Below are 16,631 nucleotides of genomic sequence, written 5' to 3'. Positions count from 1 at the left end.
GCGGTGTAGCAATAGCCGTGCCGGGGATGGGGTTTGCTTGCAATCGTAGGACCGCTTCGCGACCCGATCACGACACAAGGCCGCTGCCAGAAAATCTAAGCGGCCTTGTGTCGCGAAGGACTGCAAGGCAGCCCCAAAGGAGTTGTATCCGCTACCGGGAACTCAGTCCTCGGCCTGTTCCTCGCCGCCCTGACGGCTCATGCCGTACTTGCGCATCTTCTCCACCAGCGTGGTGCGGCGGATGCGCAGGCGTTCGGCGGCACGGGCGACGATGCCGTTGGCATCATCCAGCGCCTGCTGGATCAGTCCTTGCTCAAGGCTGCCCAGGTAGTCCTTCAAGTCCAGCCCCTCAGGCGGCAGCATGGCGTGGCTGGAGAAGTTCGGCGTGTTGCCGTTGATCGCCACCCGCTCTTCCAGGTCGCTGCGCAGGCTATCCACCAACTGCTCATCTTCGTCATCGACGTAGCGGAATTTCTTCGGCAACTCGGCGACGCCGATCACCCCGTAGGGATGCATGATCGCCATGCGTTCGACCAGGTTGGCCAGTTCGCGCACGTTACCCGGCCAGCCATGGCGGCACAGCGACATGATCGAGGCCGAGTTGAAGCGGATCGAGCCGCGCTTCTCGTGCTCCATGCGCGAAATCAGCTCGTTCATCAGCAGCGGAATGTCCTCGACCCGCTCGCGCAGCGGCGCCATCTCGATGGGGAAGACATTGAGGCGGTAGTACAAGTCTTCGCGGAAGGTGCCTTCCTCGATCATGTTCTCGAGGTTCTTGTGAGTCGCGGCGATGATACGCACATCGATGCTCTGGGTCTTGTTGCTGCCAACCCGCTCGAAGGTCCGCTCCTGCAGCACCCGCAGCAGCTTGACCTGCATGGGCAGCGGCATGTCGCCAATCTCGTCGAGGAACAGCGTACCGCCATTGGCCAACTCGAAGCGCCCGGCACGACTGGTGATGGCGCCGGTAAAGGCGCCTTTCTCATGACCGAACAGCTCGCTCTCCAGCAACTCGGCCGGGATCGCACCGCAGTTGACCGGCACGAATGGCGCTTCGCGGCGCTTTGAGTGGTAATGCAGGTTACGGGCGACCACTTCCTTGCCGGTGCCGGACTCGCCGAGGATCAGCACACTGGCGTCGGTGTCAGCCACCTGCTGCATCATCTGGCGCACATGCTGAATGGCCCGGCTGGTACCGACAAGGCTGCGGAACAGGTTGGGTTCGCGCTGACGACCACGCTCACGCGCTTGGTCATACATCTCGCGATAGACCTGGGCACGGTGCAGCGAATCGAGCAACTGGCTGTAGCTAGGCGGCATTTCCAGATTGGAAAGCACGCGTCGGCGCAGGTCTTCAGGAAACTCAGCAGAAGAAATTTCGCCCAAAAGCAACACTGGAAGGAACTCATCCCACGCAGTGACGGTCTTAAGCAAGCCCAGCACCCCGGCCGGCCCGCTTACCGCGCCAATGAGCACGCAGAGAACTTCCCTGCTCGAAGACAATGCCTCCACCGTCTGCTGCCAGTCCAGGCTGGAGCAGGAGAGGTTGTCTTCGCCGAGAAAATTCAGGACCACCGCCAGATCGCGGCGGCGTTCGCTGTCGTCATCGATCAGAAGGATCTTGGTTTCACGCCACATTCAATACCAACTTCCCTAGTCATCTCGGCGCCCGCAGGCGTTATCGACTTCATTCAGACATCCGTCGTGAGGATCAGACGTCTGAAACTCGAAAACAGCCACTAGTTAAGTCAAAAAACAGCACACAGTCAAATTAATGGCGCGCAGCTTCTTGCATTGCCCAGCGATCAGCTGAACAGATGGTATACCTTTGTCGCGTTTTTTGCCTGGCGGATCTGCGACATCTCATCGACGAGGGATTGACGTTCACCACTTGCAACCTCAATCAATTGCCGGTAAACCCCCAGCAATTCATCCAGGCTGTTCCTGACCTGAGCATCGTGTTCGTGGGCCTCGGCCAGGATCTCATCGACGCACACGCGGCATTCCAGGTCGAGCTCCCCCACCGCTTCCCAGTCGCGTTCAGCGAACGCAGCCAGCAAGGCATCGCGGGTTCGTTCGATACGTGCAATCACTTCGCTCATGTGCGTCTCCTGGTATTACTCGGCAGCGGCTTGATCGCCAATGGCGTCCCAGCCTTCCTTGACGGTGATCAGCAGCCGCGCCACTTCGTCGATGATCGCCGGATCGCTGTTCACGTTGGCTTCAATCAGACGGCGGCTCATGTATTGGTAGAGGTTGTCCAGGTCGGTCAGGCTGTCGGCATGATTCTCCAGATCCAGACCCTCGCGCAGGCCGCCGATGATGTCGATGGCCTTGCCGATCAGAATACCCTTCTGCGCCACATCCTTTCGCGCGATCGCGCCCTTGGCCTGCGCCAGACGGTCGAGACCGCCCTGCATCAGCATCTGCACCAGACGGTGCGGACTGGCTTCGGAGGTCTGTGCAACACCGTTGACTTTCTGGTATTGCCGAAGGGCCAACATCGGGTTCATGGATCTACCTCGTTGCAGCGAAAAAGATGACGGATACCTGCTGTATCGCCGCGATGTGAAAAAACTTTAGCGGCAATGCAAAAGGCCTGGCGCGTCAATATGACGCGGCCAGGCCTTTGTCACAACCGCCAGAATCAGCTGTTCTTCTTCTGTGCGTTGAGCGCGTCGAAGATCGAGGTGATCTGGTTGGCCTGGGCCTTCATCTTGCCCAGCGCAGTGTCGAGTGCCACGAACTTGCGCGTCAGTGACTCGGTGAGCGAATCGGTACGACGATCAAGAGCGGCCTGCTGGTCGCTGAGGTTCTTGGCGACCTTGTCCAGATTGGACTTGCGTGTCGCCAAGCTGCCATCGGTGGCGTTATACGGATCGATAGCCTTGTTCATCAGTGCGAAGATGCCGTTGTCACTGGTGAAAAGGTTCTGCACCTCGCCACCGAGCTTCTTGTCATCCATCGCGGCGGTGAACTTGATGCTATTGAACTCAAGGGTCCCGTCCTTCGACGTGTTGATACCCAACTGGCTCAGGCTATTCAGTAGCCCCCCAGAAACCGCCTGACTCAGCACACCGCGCATGTCCGATAGCAACGAGCGGGTGGTAGGGTCGTTGGTCAGGGGGCCGAGTACGGTTACTTCCTTGCCATCCTGCGTCTGCTTGCTGGTGGCGGTCAGGGAGGTGACGGCTTTTTGCAAGGTGTTGTAGGCATCAACGAAGCCCTGAATGGATTTTTTCAATCCATCATTGTCCTGGGCCACGGTCAGACGAGTCGATGTGCCCGTGCCATCAGCAGCCTTGGCGCTGACGCCCGTCAACTCCAGGCTCATACCACTGATCGCCTTGTCGATGGTGTTGGTAGCACTGGTGATCTTCAGACCATCGACAGTCAGATCCGCATCCTGCGCCAAGGCATTGATGAATCCTCCGCCAGTACCGGACATCTGCTTAGTACCGTCAATGGTGAGGTCTGGGATACCCCCCACTGAAATGTCGTTCCCCGCACCCGTCTTGGTGGAGGTCAGCACCAAACGTGAGCCGCCAGATTCATTGATGATGTTCGCGGAAATGCCGTTGGCGGACATTTCCTTGTTGATCTGGTCACGCACAGTCTGCAGCGTCGCGCCACTGCCGATGGTGACTTTGTAGCTGCTGCCACCTTGAGTGATGGTCATGTCGCCGGCATTGATCGCGCTGTTGGCGCCGTTGGAGAACTGCTGGCTGGCGACCTTGGAGCTGGTGGCAAGCTTGTTGACCACGATGTCGTAGTTGCCAGACACCGCCGTGTTATTGGACTTGACCTTCACCACGGACTCATTGCCCGAGGTGGCAGCGAAGGCGTTGAAAGAAGGGGCATTCTTGTCGTTGAGCTTCTTCATGGCGTCTTGGAACGCCGTCAGGGCGCTGCGCAGCGAGCCGATGCCAGAAATCATCGCACTGTTATTGCTGGTCTGACGCTTGATCTGCGCCTGCTTGGCAGAGGTGTCGCCAGATACGAGCACCTTGACGATACTGCCGATATCCAGACCAGAGCCTAGACCTGAGGAAGGAATGATCGGGCTAGCCATGCAGAAGTCCCTCTTGGTGATGATGCTCTGCCCGAGGGCGGCGGGACAGGCATTGGAAAAAACGGTTTATCGCACTAACGCCTTCAGGCTTTAGCGTCGAACAGCACACTTTTTACATCGCTCAGACTATGAGCGATTCGCAGCGCTTCCTCGGAAGGAATCTGACGGATCAGCTCGCCGGTTTCGCTGGCGATGACCTTGACCACGATCTTGCCGGATTCCTCGTCGGTGGAAAACTGCAAATTGCGTCGGGTCTGCTTCATGAATTCTTCGATTTGCGAGACGGCGTGCTTGACGTTGTCGGCACCGTGCGGCACCTGAGCATCTTTCTTGTCGTCGCGATCGTCACGCTGCTGACTGGGCAGCGGCGCTTGCTTTTCGGGCACCTGTTCGGCCGCGCGCGGGGCCGGGTAAGACAGGTTCAGCTTGACGCTCATGTCCATGTCCACCACCTCGTAAATAGACAGCGGGAAAGCGCCTGGACAGCGCTTCCCCGCTTACCGCTAGCTAGAGATTAGCCCAGCAGCTTCAGGACTGCCGAAGGCAGCTGGTTGGCCTGGGCCAGAACCGAGGTCGACGCTTGCTGCAGAGTCTGCTGCTTGGTCAGCTGGGCAGTTTCAGCAGCGAAGTCGGTGTCTTGTACACGACCACGAGCGGCTTCGGCGTTTTCGTTGATGTTCTGCAGGTTGTTGATGGTGCTGGTCAGACGGTTCTGCGCGGCACCCAGGTCAGCACGGTTGCTGTTGATGGTCTGCAGAGCGTTGTCGATGGCCGAAACAGCGGCGCTGAAGTTCGACTCGGCGGTGGTGCTGTCCGAACCCTGGATGTTGATCGAGCTGGTGACACCCAGGTCCGAAGCGGTGAACTTGGCGCTCAGGTCGATGGTGATCTGGTTGGAAGCACCGGTGTTCGAGCCAACCTGGAAGGTCATGACCGAAGCCGAGCCGTCCAGCAGGTTCTTGCCGTTGAGCTGGGTGCTGTTGGCGATACGGGTCAGTTCCGAAGCCATGGACTGGAACTCTTTGTCCAGGGCTTGACGGTCGTTCGCGCTGTTCGAGTCGTTTCGCGACTGAACGGCCAGTTCACGCATACGCTGCAGGATGTTGGTTTGTTCCTGCATCGCGCCTTCAGCGGTCTGAGCGATCGAGATACCGTCGTTGGCGTTTTTGATCGCCATGGTCTGACCACGGATCTGCGAGGTCATGCGGGTAGCGATCTGCAGGCCAGCGGCGTCGTCTTTGGCGCTGTTGATTTTCAGGCCGGAAGACAGACGGGTCATCGAGGTGCTTACTGCGTCGGAAGCACGGTTCAGGTTTTTCTGAACGCCCAGAGAGGTGGTGTTGGTGTTTACGGTCAAAGCCATGACGAATTCCTCGTTGGATTGGGTACTGCGGCTTCCGGCCCTGGCAACTGCCGGGTGTGTGGCCTAGAGAACCTTCGTAATGGTTATCGTCGTCCGGGCGGTTTGCTTTAGGGATTTTCAGAATTTTTTTACTGGCCTGATGCTACCCCAGTGAAATCAAGGGTTTGACGCCAGAAAAACACCGCCCACTCAGGGGACAGAAATGAGGTGATAGGCAGACAGCCCTAAATCACTTCTCCGCCCTGCGAAAAAGGATAATGGCTCCACTGCGCGGGCAATGGGGGACGGACCACACCTAAAAGCCTGCTCCCCGCCCGCTCGACGCAACAATGCAAATACGGCATCGGGAGCGATTTTCAACAACTAGAGGCGCACCCACGTACCTCAAGCGCAGCCACCCCGCGGCCCCACCTGATGATCCTGATCGCTCGACCCCGCCAACAAGATCCCAATGAAGGAGTAATCAGGTCACCCGCCCCATGACTGGGCCTACCCTTCACCACCCTACTTAGCTCGATTACCGAAGTACGCTTAAGCGCCTCCACCCGTGCAAGCGAGCACGAACGGACTGCAACCCAGTTCCGGACAGAGCCAGAGGCGAAAATCGTCGACCTGAATGGATTATCACGCAAGGCAATAAGCCTTTAGGTCAACGGGGATCACATGACTACTTGGGCGCACCGCACGCAGTGCCCTTGAACGTCATTTTGTAGGTGTAGTGCTTGTCCCACCCCATAGGTAGCGCGCTGGGCGCTGCCCACTCCGTGTAAATGCCACCCATGGCACCTGCATCAGTAAACCTACCGATCGAAATGGTGGCGATATTATTGGCACTCCCCACTCCATTCATAGGCACACTACCGTACCACTGCAGGTCATCGCCACTCTGGAACCATGCACCCTTCCAGTTGGCCTGCGTGCTTGAATACCATGTTTTGTCTTCCTTGAAGCAAATGGTCTGGTTGGCATAAAAAGCGCCGCTCGGCGCGTGGTAATAAGCGAACTGCCACGACCCTACGGGAGATGCTTCACTTGCCGTTGCAAGTGCTGGAGCCATCGATATCGCCACCACAATTCCGCATGCGAGCTTGAACATAAGTCTTCCTTGATTGCTCAGTTTTCAACTCCAAAAGTCCAGTTGAGATGAGTCTCGGCCCACCCAGACCGCTGACGGTCCGCAGCAGACATCAACAGAACAGCCGCCACACAGAAGGCAGCATCAAGCACCGCAACGATACGTCCACTAGCATCGAAGTGCGCTGATCATGATCAATATGGCGGCCAAACCCTTACCGACTGGTTCTTCAAGCTGTGGCGACCTACACCCTCATGCCGGAGCGGGCCGACAGGTTCACATCAACAGCGCGCCTGTTTGCCAAAAGATACTCCTGGGAAAGGTTCATGAGCAGAGCACAAATCCCGACAATGCACTTCATTATCGGGAACCACCTAGAAACGCCAAAACGCCAATCGCATTGACGATCAGCGCTTTCAACGCGTAGCAACGAACTCAGTCCGTTCGCTCCAAGACCGCCGACCCCCAGGACAACCCGACTCCAAAGCCACAGACCACAACTCGCTCGTGGGACGAGTCGAGCACATGTTTCTCGAGCAGCAACGGAATGCTCGACGACACGGTATTACCAGTTTCGAGCATGTCCTTTACGAAACGCGCCTTGTACTCACCGTCCTCGAAGCGCTGAGACACTGCATCAACGATTGCGGCACTGCCCTGATGAAGACAGAACATATCGACATCCGCGGCGTCCACCTGGCTTGCTTCGAGCAGCGCGGTCAAATGAGCCGGCACCTTGGACAACGCGAAGTTGTAGACCTGGCGGCCATTCATGAAAAACTTGCCGTCGGTAGTGCGCAAGTGCTCGGCACCTGCACCGTCGCTGCCGAACAGGGACTTGCCCAACTGCCAGTGAGCGCCCTGGGTCATCCAGGTGGCCGTGGCTGCATCACCGAACAACATGGAGGTGTTGCGATCCTCGTCATCGACGATCTTCGAGTACGGGTCGGCAGTGATGAGCAGGCCATTCTTTAAGCCCGCGGCTTCCATAAAACCTTTCATGGCGTAGAGGCCATAAACATAGCCTGAACAACCCAGAGACACATCGAAAGCGGCAACGTGGGTTGACAGGCCAAGCTTGTGCTGAACGATAGCCGCAGTGTGCGGCAGGCCTTCGGCGTCACCATTCTGGGTCACGACGATGACAGCATCGATGCTGGCAGGATCCAGCGACGGATTGGCGGCGAAAAGCGCTTGGGCAGCCTCCACGCATAGATCGGAGGTTTCCTGGCCGTCATGCTTGCGCGGCAAAAAAGTCGACCCGATCTTGCCGAAAATGAAATCTTGATCTTTGCCGAACTTCGCACCTTGGGCGTAGTTGTCGACGCCTTCGACAGGTACGTAACTGGCGATGCTTTTGATGCCAATCATTATGGCTTCCCGATAGACATGGCGAAATTTCGCGGGGTCCAGTCCACGCAAAATGGACTGAGCTGCCGTGGTGACGGTCCTTCCCGCAGACTCAATAGATTAGAGATGCCCGTTTAGACTGCCAAGTCACGGTTGCACGGTCATTTGCCATTTATCTGGACGCCCGAGGTTGGCCAAATTCTTGCTTGAGCCCATCGATAGCGCCTGAATCGTCGTTTAAATGACGCCCAGGCACCTGTCTGCACGCGCATTACCGCTCGATGCGGCAATCTCTTTAGCTGTAGTCAATGCGAGCCATGTCCATGGTGAAACCCATCCCCGTTACAAGCCCGCTGCTGCCTCCGCTGGAGAGCTATGTGCCTTACCTGGAGCAGATCTGGGAAAGCCGGTTCCTGACCAACTGCGGTCGTTTCCACCAGCAGCTTGAACAGGAGTTGGCCAACCATCTGGGGGTCCGCTACATTTCACTGTTTTCCAACGGTACTCTGGCGCTTGTCACTGCGTTACAGGCCCTGCGAATTACGGGCGAAGTCATCACCACGCCCTATTCGTTCGTTGCCACAGCTCACTCCGTTCTGTGGAACAACCTCAAACCGGTGTTCGTCGATATCGACCCGCATACTAACAACCTAGACCCGCAACGCATCGTCGAGGCGATAACGCCCAATACCACCGCCATCTTGCCGGTTCACTGCTACGGCATTCCGTGCGACCTCGAAGAAATCCAAGCGATCGCCGATACCTACGGCCTGAAAGTGATCTACGATGCCGCTCACGCTTTCGGCGTGAGATGGCATGGAGAAAGCATTCTTAACCATGGCGACGTCTCGGTGCTCAGCTTCCATGCCACCAAGGTATTCAATACGTTCGAAGGTGGTGCGATCGTTTGTCAGGATGAGAAAACCAAACGACGTATCGACTACTTGAAGAACTTCGGGTTTGCCGATGAGATCACGGTGGTGGCGCCTGGCATCAACGGCAAGATGAACGAGTTACAGGCCGCTTTCGGCCTTCTGCAATTGCGCTACATCGATCAGGCGTTGGTGACCCGTCGACAGATATTCGAGCGCTATCGATCGGCTCTGCAAGACGTGCCCGGCATCGATCTGATCGCCCCAGCGCATGACTTGGACTGGAACTATGCCTACTGCCCGATCATGGTCGATAGCGAGACCTTCGGCATCGACCGCGATGCCTTGTACGATCGTTTCCGGGAGCAGGATATCTTGGTGAGGCGCTACTTCTACCCGTTGATCAGCGAGTTTCCCATGTATCGCAACCTTGATAGTGCCCGCCCCGACCGTCTGCCGATTGCCACGCGCACCTCTCGACGAGTGCTGTGCCTACCGATTTATCCGGACCTCGACATCGTTAGCCAAGAGCGCATCATCTCAGTGATCCATGCTGCGCGGCAGAGCTGAATACATGCCACTCAACGTACTGGTCTTCCCCTGCGGTTCGGAAAACGCCGCGGAAATTCATCAAGCCCTGATCCATTCGGTCCATGTGCGGCTCCACGGTGCCTCGAGCGTCGACGATCATGGGCGCCAATTGTACGAACGTTACCAGGGTGATCTGCCTCGCATCGATGCCCCTGAATTCGACGACGCGTTCGTCGCGTTGCTCCGGCACTGGCAGATTGATCTGGTGTTCGCTACCCATGACACCGTCCAGGCGTATCTGAGTCAATCCAGGGAGCGTTTCAACGTCGGGCTGATCAATGATGACGCGCGGACATGCGCCATCGCTCGACGCAAGTCGCTGACCTATGCTGAGTTCGCTGACCAACCCTGGGTACCTCATGTCTATGCCAACGCGGCGCAGGTGGTGCACTGGCCCGCTGTGGTCAAGCCAGACCTCGGCCAGGGCGGACAAGGTTTCGCGCTCGTAGCCAATCCCCAGGCAGCCCTGGCGACGATGGCAGCCACAACGCTGCCCTTGCTGATTGAGTACCTGCCTGGCGAAGAAGCCACCGTGGACTGCTTCACCGATTTCGAACACGCGCTGCGCTGGGTCGGCCCACGCACTCGCGAGCGCGTGAGAGCCGGCATTTCCATGCGCAGCACGTTCCCGGCAGCAGACCCGCAGATCACGCAGATCGCAGAAGTGATCAACCAACGCCTACGACTGCGTGGCCCCTGGTTCTTCCAACTCAAACGCGACCACTCGGGCCAGTGGAAGCTGCTGGAGATCAGTTGCCGGGTGGCAGGATCTATGGTGGCTCAGCGCGCACGCGGGGTGAACCTGCCACTGATGGCGGTGCATGATTACATTGGCCGTAAAGTCAGAGCCTTACCTCAATACGCTGTCGACCTGGTCGAACGACGTATTCTCACCCTGGCGCAAATAACTCAGCCCTTCGATACGATCTACATCGATTTCGACGAAACCGTAATTCGCGACGGCCTGGCCATTGCCTCAACACTGCACTTTCTCTACCGCATGCTAGCTAGAGGCAAGCGGTTGGTGCTGCTTACCCGCCACGCTGGCGATCCTCTGATTGCCTTGCGCAAAGCACGCATCGCCGCCGAACTGTTTGACGACATCATTCATATTACCGACGGCCGCGCCAAATCCTCATTCATCGTCGGCAAGGCTATTTTCATCGATAACCATTTCCCTGAACGCGTGGATGTGGCCACCCACTGCGGTATTCCAGTGTTCGATGTCGATGCTTTGGAGTTCATTTCATGATTGCCTTCAAGGCTATGCGTCTACCGTCTACTTCATTCAAAAAAAAACTTTTCCTCCGTCGAGAGGCTCCTCATGTTTGAGCTGTTGGACAGCAAGCGTTATCCGGCACACTACCAAACGCTGGAAACCCAGCGCGTGAAAAGATTGTTGGGCGAGTGGTCGGCAAATAGGCGTCAATCGCTCAGCGTGTTGGACTACGGCCTGGGACGCGGGAAATATCTACGCCTGTTTCGAGAGTGGGGCCTGCAGCCAGTAGGAGTGGACATCAATCCGGACTACATCAACCAAGCCATCGAAGAAGGCTTCGAGGCCTATCACGAGTCCGAGCTCGCCCCGCTGCAGCAAAGCTTCGATGTTATTTTTCTGAGTCACTTGGTTGAACATCTAGATCCGACACAACTGTTGACGCTGCTCAAGCGTTTGATCGACCTGCTTGCACCGGGCGGGCGTCTGGTACTCATTAGCCCGGTTCTGGGAGAGAGGTTCTTTCACGACTTCTCTCACGTGCGGCCTTACTATCCGCAGAGCATCCGTCACGCCTTTGGGCAATCCAACGCACCACTCTCGTTCGGCGCAAGCGAGCGCATCGTGTTGAGCGACATCTACTTTTTCCGAGACCCGTACAGAACACGCTTGTGGCGATCCTTCTATGTCGAGAAAAGCGTGCTGCATCCGTTTACCCGATGGATCAATCGAGGGCTGGATCTAGCATGGCGGGCCTCTAACGGGCATGTGGGCGTCACCTCTTCATGGCTAGGGGTGTATCAGCGATGCTGAATGTTGGCAGCCCTCGCAAGCGTGTGGTGTTGATGCAGCCCTACCTGCTTCCCTACTTGGGTTATTACCAACTTCTGGGCGCAGCGGACCTTTTCGTCAGCTATGACACTGCGCAATTCATCAAGAATGGCTGGATCGAGCGCAACCGCTACCTGCTGGACGGTGAACCCCGTTGGTTCAGCGTTGCGCTTGAGAAAAGCAGCCATACCGCGCCAATTCTGCGCAAACGAATCAGCAAGGTATTCGATGTGCGCGGCATCCTTAACAAACTCGCCAATGCCTATCGCAAGGCGCCCAACGCGCCATTCGTGCTCTCGTGGTTGCAACCGTTGCTCGAAGAGCCCGCCTCGAGTATCGCCGAGCTCAACGTTCGCATGCTCAAAGCCAGCTGCGACTTGATCGGCGTGACCACGCCAATCATCAGCGCCAGTGAGTTGGGAGACGGAGTAGGCCTGAGCGGTCAGGCGCGGGTGCTGGAGCTGATGACAGCCGTGGGCGCCAGCCATTACTTGAATCCCTCAGCAGGCGCCTTTCTGTACGACTCCGACACCTTCAGCGCGGCGGGCATGCAGTTGCAACTGCTCCAGGCACGGCTACCGAGCTATCAGCAAGGCAGCCATGAGTTCCTGCCAGGACTGTCCATTCTCGACGCCTTGATGTTCAACCCGGCGCACACCGTTGGTGAATGGGCCAGACAAGGGATCGTCAAAAATGCTTGAGGCTATCGGCGGCTATTTCGAACTGGAACTGCGAACAGGCCTGACGCCGTATCCAGACGCCGTTGGCTTCAACTGCGCCCGTTCCGCACTGACGGCGTTGCTGGAGGCCAGTGCCGCCCCTTGCCTGTATCTGCCCTACTACATTTGTCAAGCGGTAGTGGAGGCCGCTCAAGTCGCAGGCAGCCGACCTAAGCCCTACGCGATCGACATGGATTTCGAATTACTGCAACTACCGGCACTGAAGGCGGACGAGCGCTTACTTTACGTCAACTATTTCGGCCTGAAGGACACTTATATCCGAGAAGTGCTGGCCCCCCAGTATGGCGATCGCCTGATTGTAGATAACTCGCAGGCGCTGTTCAGCACGCCCTTGCCAGGTATCTCCACGCTCTACTCTCCACGAAAATTCGTCGGCGTCGCCGACGGTGGATGGCTGGCCAACCCTCCAGAGCGGTTGAAGGAATTGCCACAGAGCCAATCCAGAGACCGCTTCGGCGCGCTGCTGGGACGCTTGGAGTCCGCTCCCGAAGAGCACTATCTTGCTTTTACCGAAGCTGAAAAAGCCTTGGCGCAAGCTCCTGTTTCGGCCATGTCGCAAAGTACTCGGCGCCTGCTCGACAGCTTGGACTACGCCATCATCGCCGACCGCCGGAGAGACAACTTCATCCACCTGTGCGAAGCGTTCGACCGCGACAACCTCTTCAAGCCCGGCGTTACTGCGCCCCAGGTAGCCGCGCTGAGCTATCCACTGCTGCTCGGCTCTCCGGCACAGGCGCAGTACGTACGCCAAGCGCTGCGGGAAGAGCGCATATTCATCCCCTGCTATTGGCCGGAAGTGGCGAATGCTGCGCAAAGCCCGAACGTGGAAAGGCTATTGGCAGGCTGTGTATTGCCTCTGCCTGTCGACCAGCGATACCACCAAGAGCACATGCAGAGGCTTATCGACCGCGTGCATTGGCACATGGCCACATGCTGAGCGCCTCTTTCGATAACGGCATGGCCCTGTGGACCAGCCTAGCAACAGGACATTTAATGATTCCGCAAGCGCTTCACCGGACACAGGGTAATCCTTACTATATCTACGCCCCCGACTACCGCGATACGTCCTCGGGTGTATGCGTCATGCACTTTCTCTGTCATGCGCTGAACATCAGCGGGCAGGAGGCCTATGTGGTGGGCTGCACGGTGGTCAATCCCAACCTGCGCACACCTGCCTTGACGGACGTGGTACGGCACGTGCACAAGGTCCGAGGGGTGTCGCCCATCGCCGTTTACCCCGAGGTCATCAGCGGAAATCCTCTGGGCAGTCCCGTGGTAGTACGCTACATGCTCAACCGTGACGGCTTCCTCAACGGCCTGGAGGTGGGCGGTCAAAAAAGCGACCTCTATTACTACTACGCCCACGACTTTGCCGACGGCAAGCTCCTGCACGACATGCTCACCCTGCCGACCATCGACTCGACGCTGTTCGCGCCACCCGTGCAGCCGATTGCCCGACGCGGCCACTACCTGTACCTGCATCGGTTCGATGCACAACAGGTGGACTACAGCTTGCTGCCAGCAGATGTACAAGTGCTCAGCCTGAGCAATCCGCGTACCCTCCCAGAGCTCGCCGTGCTGTTCCAGAGCGCAGAAACCCTGTACACCTACGAAATTTCGGCCACCTGCACCATGGCGTTGATGTGCGGCTGCCCGGTGATTTATCTGCGCGGCGGCCACGTGCATGAACTGCCGTTCACCGAACATATTGGCGACGCTGGCGCGGCCATGCTCGATGAACCTGGAGGAATCGAGCGCGCACGTCATTCGGTGGGTCTAGCCCGCCAGCGACTTCTGCGCATGGAGGATGAATTCTGGCCTCAACTCAAAGCCTTCATCGGCCATACCCAGCGGGTGGCAGCGGAGCATTCGGCAACCAGCCAAACGCCCAGCGTCCGTGATTGGTTGCTTCATCGCCAGCTCACTCCAGTACAGCGAGCACTCGTTGACGTGCAGCGTAACGCACTTACTGGCCAGACACGCCTGAGCGTGGTCGTCAGCGACAACAGCGGCGAATACCGGGCGCTGAGTGACACACTGGAAAGCCTGGCGCTGTGGAGTACCAGCAGCCCACTGCAATTGCGCGTCTATGTCGTCAGTCGACAGCCGCTACCCTCCTTGCTCGCCAGTAATGTTCAGTGGATCGACGGCGAACCCGAGGTCGGATTGCTCAACCAGATTGCCGAGCACGATGACGGCCAATGGTTGCTGCTTATGGAATCGGGCGAGGAGTTACTGCCCAGTGGCTGCCTCATGCTGGATCTCGAGTTGCCCGGTGCGCAGGGCTGCCGCATGCTCTACGCCGATGAAATCTATCGCACTCAGGGTGGAGCTAGCCCGGTCCTGCGGCCAGACATGAATCTGGATTACCTGCTGTCGATACCGGCGATAATGGCCCGGCACTGGATCATTCGCCGGGACCTGCTGCTACAGGTCGGTGGTTTCGACAGGCAGCTTCCCAACGCCCTTGAACTCGGCGTCATTCTGCGCCTGATCGAGGCTCACGGCCTCGACGGCATCGGTCACCTGGATGAGCCGCTGGTCATCTGCGATGCCGCTGACATGTCAGCGAACCCTGATGAGGTCGCCCAGATCCGTCGTCATCTCGTCGCGCGTGATTACCCTCAGGCACAAGTTCTGGAAACCCCGCCGCGCCACTATCACATCGACTACAGCCATTCTGGGCAACCTACGGTTTCGATCCTGATTGCGGTACGCGATCAGTTGGACCTGGTACGGCGTTGCGTCGACAGCCTACTGTCGAAGACGCGCTACAGCGCTTTCGAACTGATACTGCTCGATAGCGCCAGTCAGAGTCCTGCGCTGCAGGAGTGGCTCGAACAGCTCGTGGTAGCCGGGCAGGGTTTGATCAAGGTCATTCGCGACGAGGCCGCACTCAATTTCAGCGCGCTATACAATCTCGGCGCCCGCCACGCACAGGGCGACTTCCTGCTGTTGCTGAACAATGACTGCGTGGCGTTCGACGAGCAATGGCTGGAACATCTGCTCAACCACGCAATGCGCCCGGAAGTCGGCGTGGTCGCGCCGAAGTTGCTGGACATCGAAGGCAAGCTCGCCCATGCAGGTTATGTATTGGGATTGAACGGCAGCGCTGCCAGTCCCGGAGTCGGCTTGGAGAACAGCGAAGCAGGCTATTTGCAGTACCTGCTGGTGGACCGCGATGTCAGCGCAGTCAGCGGCGCGTGCCTGATGATCAGGCGCGAACTCTTCGAGTCCCTTGGCGGCATGGACGAGTCTGCCTTCGCACTGCGTTTCAATGACCTCGACCTGTGCCTGCGTGCCAGTGCTCAGGGCCTGCTGAACGTCTGGAACGCCCGCGCCCTGGTGGCCTGCGAGCGTGTGGACGGCTGGACCGGTGAGCTACGCAAACCGGATCTGCGTGTACGTCTGCGACAGGACGAAGACAACTTGCATGCTCGCTGGCATGACTCATTGATACGCGATCCTGCCTACAACAAAAATTTGTCGCTGCGAGGCGCAGGCCACGAACTTCCCGCCCTACACGCACTGACTTGGCGTCCACTGAGCTGGCGTCCACTACCCGTCGTCCTGGTGCATCCTGACAGCGAACGTCCACAGCGATGCATCGACACATTCGAGCAGTTGCTTGAGCATGGCCAAGTCGACGGCTGCTCGATACCCGTATTGCTCTCTGGCCCGGAACTGGGACGCTTGAACCCGGATGTCGTGGTGTTCGCGCACGTCGCCGATTCGGCGCGCATTGCGACCGTTGGCACTGATTACGCTCGGCATTCGGCGTTCAAAGTCTTGGAAGTTGAGGAACTGCCCCAGGACGAGCGCGCCTGGCAACTCCTGCATGATGCCCTCGCAGTGGTTGATCGCGTTGTGGTGGCGACTGAGCAACTGGCGCACGATCTGGCGCACATGCACGCGGATGTTCGGGTGCGAGCCACGCGTCTGATGCCGCCGTGGCAGAAGCCTTTGATCGCGCGACCCTCGCCAGAAAAACTGCGAATCGGCTGTCCGGTGCAGTTGGAAACGTTGGCAATGGTCGAGCCGATACTACGTGCCTGCGCAGGGCGCGCGCACTGGGTGCTCTGGGGAGACGTACCCGCGCACTTGGCGCCACTGGTCGAGGAAGTCCATCCTCAAGACATAACCTCCCAGCCCGAACTGCTGCACAGCCTGGCGCTCGACCTCGCACTCATTCCCATGCCGCCTGGCGTATCACCACCCCCGGAGCTGGCCCTGCGCCTAGCTGCCAGTGGCGTGGCGATCATCAGCAATGACGATCAAGCGCAAGTCCGTGATTGGCCGATGACCTTCGTCGTCAACCGCAGTGAGCATTGGATCGAGGCCGTGGACGCCTACCTGCAAGCACCGCAGAACGCCAGGGCAGCAGGGCTACGGCTACGTCAGGTGGTCGAAGGGACAGGCTTCTTCGACGCTGTTCACCGTGAGGTCTGCCTGCGCAGTTGGATGCAACCCTAGCAGCCCTGGATGCGACCCTTGGTAGACGAGCGCTACCAACGGTCGCCG

The 16,631-nt window shown here is 58.2% G+C and carries 14 protein-coding genes; 6 read left to right on the top strand and 8 right to left on the bottom strand.

The window, feature by feature from the left end:
• Positions 1-162: 162 nt before the first annotated feature.
• From fleQ to Q7C30_RS18415, 8 genes are all read right to left on the bottom strand, one after another.
• The gene (gene fleQ, locus Q7C30_RS18450) at positions 163-1,638 is read right to left on the bottom strand and encodes a transcriptional regulator FleQ (RefSeq protein WP_039578953.1); all 1,476 of its coding nucleotides are present in this window, start codon (positions 1,636-1,638) and stop codon (positions 163-165) included.
• Positions 1,639-1,805: 167 nt separating this feature from the next.
• Entirely contained in the window at positions 1,806-2,102 is a 297-nt protein-coding gene (locus tag Q7C30_RS18445; protein ID WP_317872334.1) for a flagellar protein FliT, read from the bottom strand.
• A gap of 15 nt (positions 2,103-2,117) precedes the next feature.
• Complete coding sequence (gene fliS / locus Q7C30_RS18440) at positions 2,118-2,513, bottom strand: flagellar export chaperone FliS (RefSeq protein WP_317872333.1); 396 nt, start codon at positions 2,511-2,513, stop codon at positions 2,118-2,120.
• 134 nt (positions 2,514-2,647) lie between these two features.
• Positions 2,648-4,072, bottom strand: coding sequence for a flagellar filament capping protein FliD (fliD, locus tag Q7C30_RS18435; RefSeq protein WP_317872332.1), 1,425 nt, complete (start codon positions 4,070-4,072; stop codon positions 2,648-2,650).
• An 83-nt stretch (positions 4,073-4,155) separates the two neighbouring features.
• On the bottom strand, positions 4,156-4,515 hold the full coding sequence (locus Q7C30_RS18430; protein WP_029612424.1) for a flagellar protein FlaG: 360 nt from the start codon (positions 4,513-4,515) through the stop codon (positions 4,156-4,158).
• Positions 4,516-4,586: 71 nt separating this feature from the next.
• Positions 4,587-5,435: a flagellin domain-containing protein gene (locus tag Q7C30_RS18425; RefSeq protein WP_317872331.1), complete on the bottom strand. Its 849-nt coding sequence runs from the start codon at positions 5,433-5,435 to the stop codon at positions 4,587-4,589.
• Between the two features lie 667 nt (positions 5,436-6,102).
• The gene (locus tag Q7C30_RS18420) at positions 6,103-6,531 is read right to left on the bottom strand and encodes a hypothetical protein (RefSeq protein ID WP_317872330.1); all 429 of its coding nucleotides are present in this window, start codon (positions 6,529-6,531) and stop codon (positions 6,103-6,105) included.
• 414 nt (positions 6,532-6,945) lie between these two features.
• Positions 6,946-7,881 (bottom strand): ketoacyl-ACP synthase III, encoded by a 936-nt coding sequence (locus Q7C30_RS18415; RefSeq protein ID WP_317872329.1) that lies wholly within the window; start codon positions 7,879-7,881, stop codon positions 6,946-6,948.
• Positions 7,882-8,183: 302 nt separating this feature from the next.
• Here Q7C30_RS18415 and vioA point away from each other — a divergent pair, with 302 nt between their 5' ends.
• The 6 genes from vioA to Q7C30_RS18385 all read left to right on the top strand — a co-directional run bounded on the left by vioA (position 8,184) and on the right by Q7C30_RS18385 (position 16,583).
• Positions 8,184-9,302, top strand: a complete 1,119-nt coding sequence (gene vioA, locus Q7C30_RS18410) for a dTDP-4-amino-4,6-dideoxy-D-glucose aminotransferase VioA (RefSeq protein ID WP_039583235.1) — start codon at positions 8,184-8,186, stop codon at positions 9,300-9,302.
• A 4-nt stretch (positions 9,303-9,306) separates the two neighbouring features.
• Complete coding sequence (locus tag Q7C30_RS18405) at positions 9,307-10,575, top strand: ATP-grasp domain-containing protein (RefSeq protein WP_317872328.1); 1,269 nt, start codon at positions 9,307-9,309, stop codon at positions 10,573-10,575.
• 72 nt (positions 10,576-10,647) lie between these two features.
• Entirely contained in the window at positions 10,648-11,352 is a 705-nt protein-coding gene (locus tag Q7C30_RS18400) for a class I SAM-dependent methyltransferase (protein WP_295482362.1), read from the top strand.
• A complete protein-coding gene (locus Q7C30_RS18395) occupies positions 11,346-12,071 on the top strand; it encodes a WbqC family protein (protein WP_205419286.1) in 726 nt (241 codons plus the stop codon). Before Q7C30_RS18400 ends, Q7C30_RS18395 begins: the two co-directional genes overlap by 7 nt.
• Positions 12,064-13,047: a hypothetical protein gene (locus tag Q7C30_RS18390; RefSeq protein ID WP_317872327.1), complete on the top strand. Its 984-nt coding sequence runs from the start codon at positions 12,064-12,066 to the stop codon at positions 13,045-13,047. The genes Q7C30_RS18395 and Q7C30_RS18390 overlap by 8 nt, the downstream gene beginning before the upstream one ends.
• A 146-nt stretch (positions 13,048-13,193) precedes the next feature.
• Positions 13,194-16,583, top strand: a complete 3,390-nt coding sequence (locus Q7C30_RS18385) for a glycosyltransferase (RefSeq protein ID WP_317872326.1) — start codon at positions 13,194-13,196, stop codon at positions 16,581-16,583.
• Positions 16,584-16,631: the final 48 nt, after the last annotated feature.

It is taken from the genome of Pseudomonas sp. RAC1 (genome assembly GCF_030658255.1).
GTDB classification, from domain to species: domain Bacteria; phylum Pseudomonadota; class Gammaproteobacteria; order Pseudomonadales; family Pseudomonadaceae; genus Aquipseudomonas; species Aquipseudomonas boreofloridensis.
Note: the sequence above shows the minus strand (reverse complement) of the source record. Positions and strands in the feature narration are given on the sequence as shown.

Excerpts from the sequence above, each read along its gene's own strand:
- fleQ (WP_039578953.1), bottom strand. The coding sequence starts at position 1,638 with ATGTGGCGTGAAACCAAGATCCTTCTGATCGATGACGACAGCGAACGC.
- Q7C30_RS18445 (WP_317872334.1), bottom strand. The coding sequence starts at position 2,102 with ATGAGCGAAGTGATTGCACGTATCGAACGAACCCGCGATGCCTTGCTG.
- fliS (WP_317872333.1), bottom strand. The coding sequence starts at position 2,513 with ATGAACCCGATGTTGGCCCTTCGGCAATACCAGAAAGTCAACGGTGTT.
- fliD (WP_317872332.1), bottom strand. The coding sequence starts at position 4,072 with ATGGCTAGCCCGATCATTCCTTCCTCAGGTCTAGGCTCTGGTCTGGAT.
- Q7C30_RS18430 (WP_029612424.1), bottom strand. The coding sequence starts at position 4,515 with ATGGACATGAGCGTCAAGCTGAACCTGTCTTACCCGGCCCCGCGCGCG.
- Q7C30_RS18425 (WP_317872331.1), bottom strand. The coding sequence starts at position 5,435 with ATGGCTTTGACCGTAAACACCAACACCACCTCTCTGGGCGTTCAGAAA.
- Q7C30_RS18420 (WP_317872330.1), bottom strand. The coding sequence starts at position 6,531 with ATGTTCAAGCTCGCATGCGGAATTGTGGTGGCGATATCGATGGCTCCA.
- Q7C30_RS18415 (WP_317872329.1), bottom strand. The coding sequence starts at position 7,881 with ATGATTGGCATCAAAAGCATCGCCAGTTACGTACCTGTCGAAGGCGTC.
- vioA (WP_039583235.1), top strand. The coding sequence starts at position 8,184 with ATGGTGAAACCCATCCCCGTTACAAGCCCGCTGCTGCCTCCGCTGGAG.
- Q7C30_RS18405 (WP_317872328.1), top strand. The coding sequence starts at position 9,307 with ATGCCACTCAACGTACTGGTCTTCCCCTGCGGTTCGGAAAACGCCGCG.
- Q7C30_RS18400 (WP_295482362.1), top strand. The coding sequence starts at position 10,648 with ATGTTTGAGCTGTTGGACAGCAAGCGTTATCCGGCACACTACCAAACG.
- Q7C30_RS18395 (WP_205419286.1), top strand. The coding sequence starts at position 11,346 with ATGCTGAATGTTGGCAGCCCTCGCAAGCGTGTGGTGTTGATGCAGCCC.
- Q7C30_RS18390 (WP_317872327.1), top strand. The coding sequence starts at position 12,064 with ATGCTTGAGGCTATCGGCGGCTATTTCGAACTGGAACTGCGAACAGGC.
- Q7C30_RS18385 (WP_317872326.1), top strand. The coding sequence starts at position 13,194 with ATGCACTTTCTCTGTCATGCGCTGAACATCAGCGGGCAGGAGGCCTAT.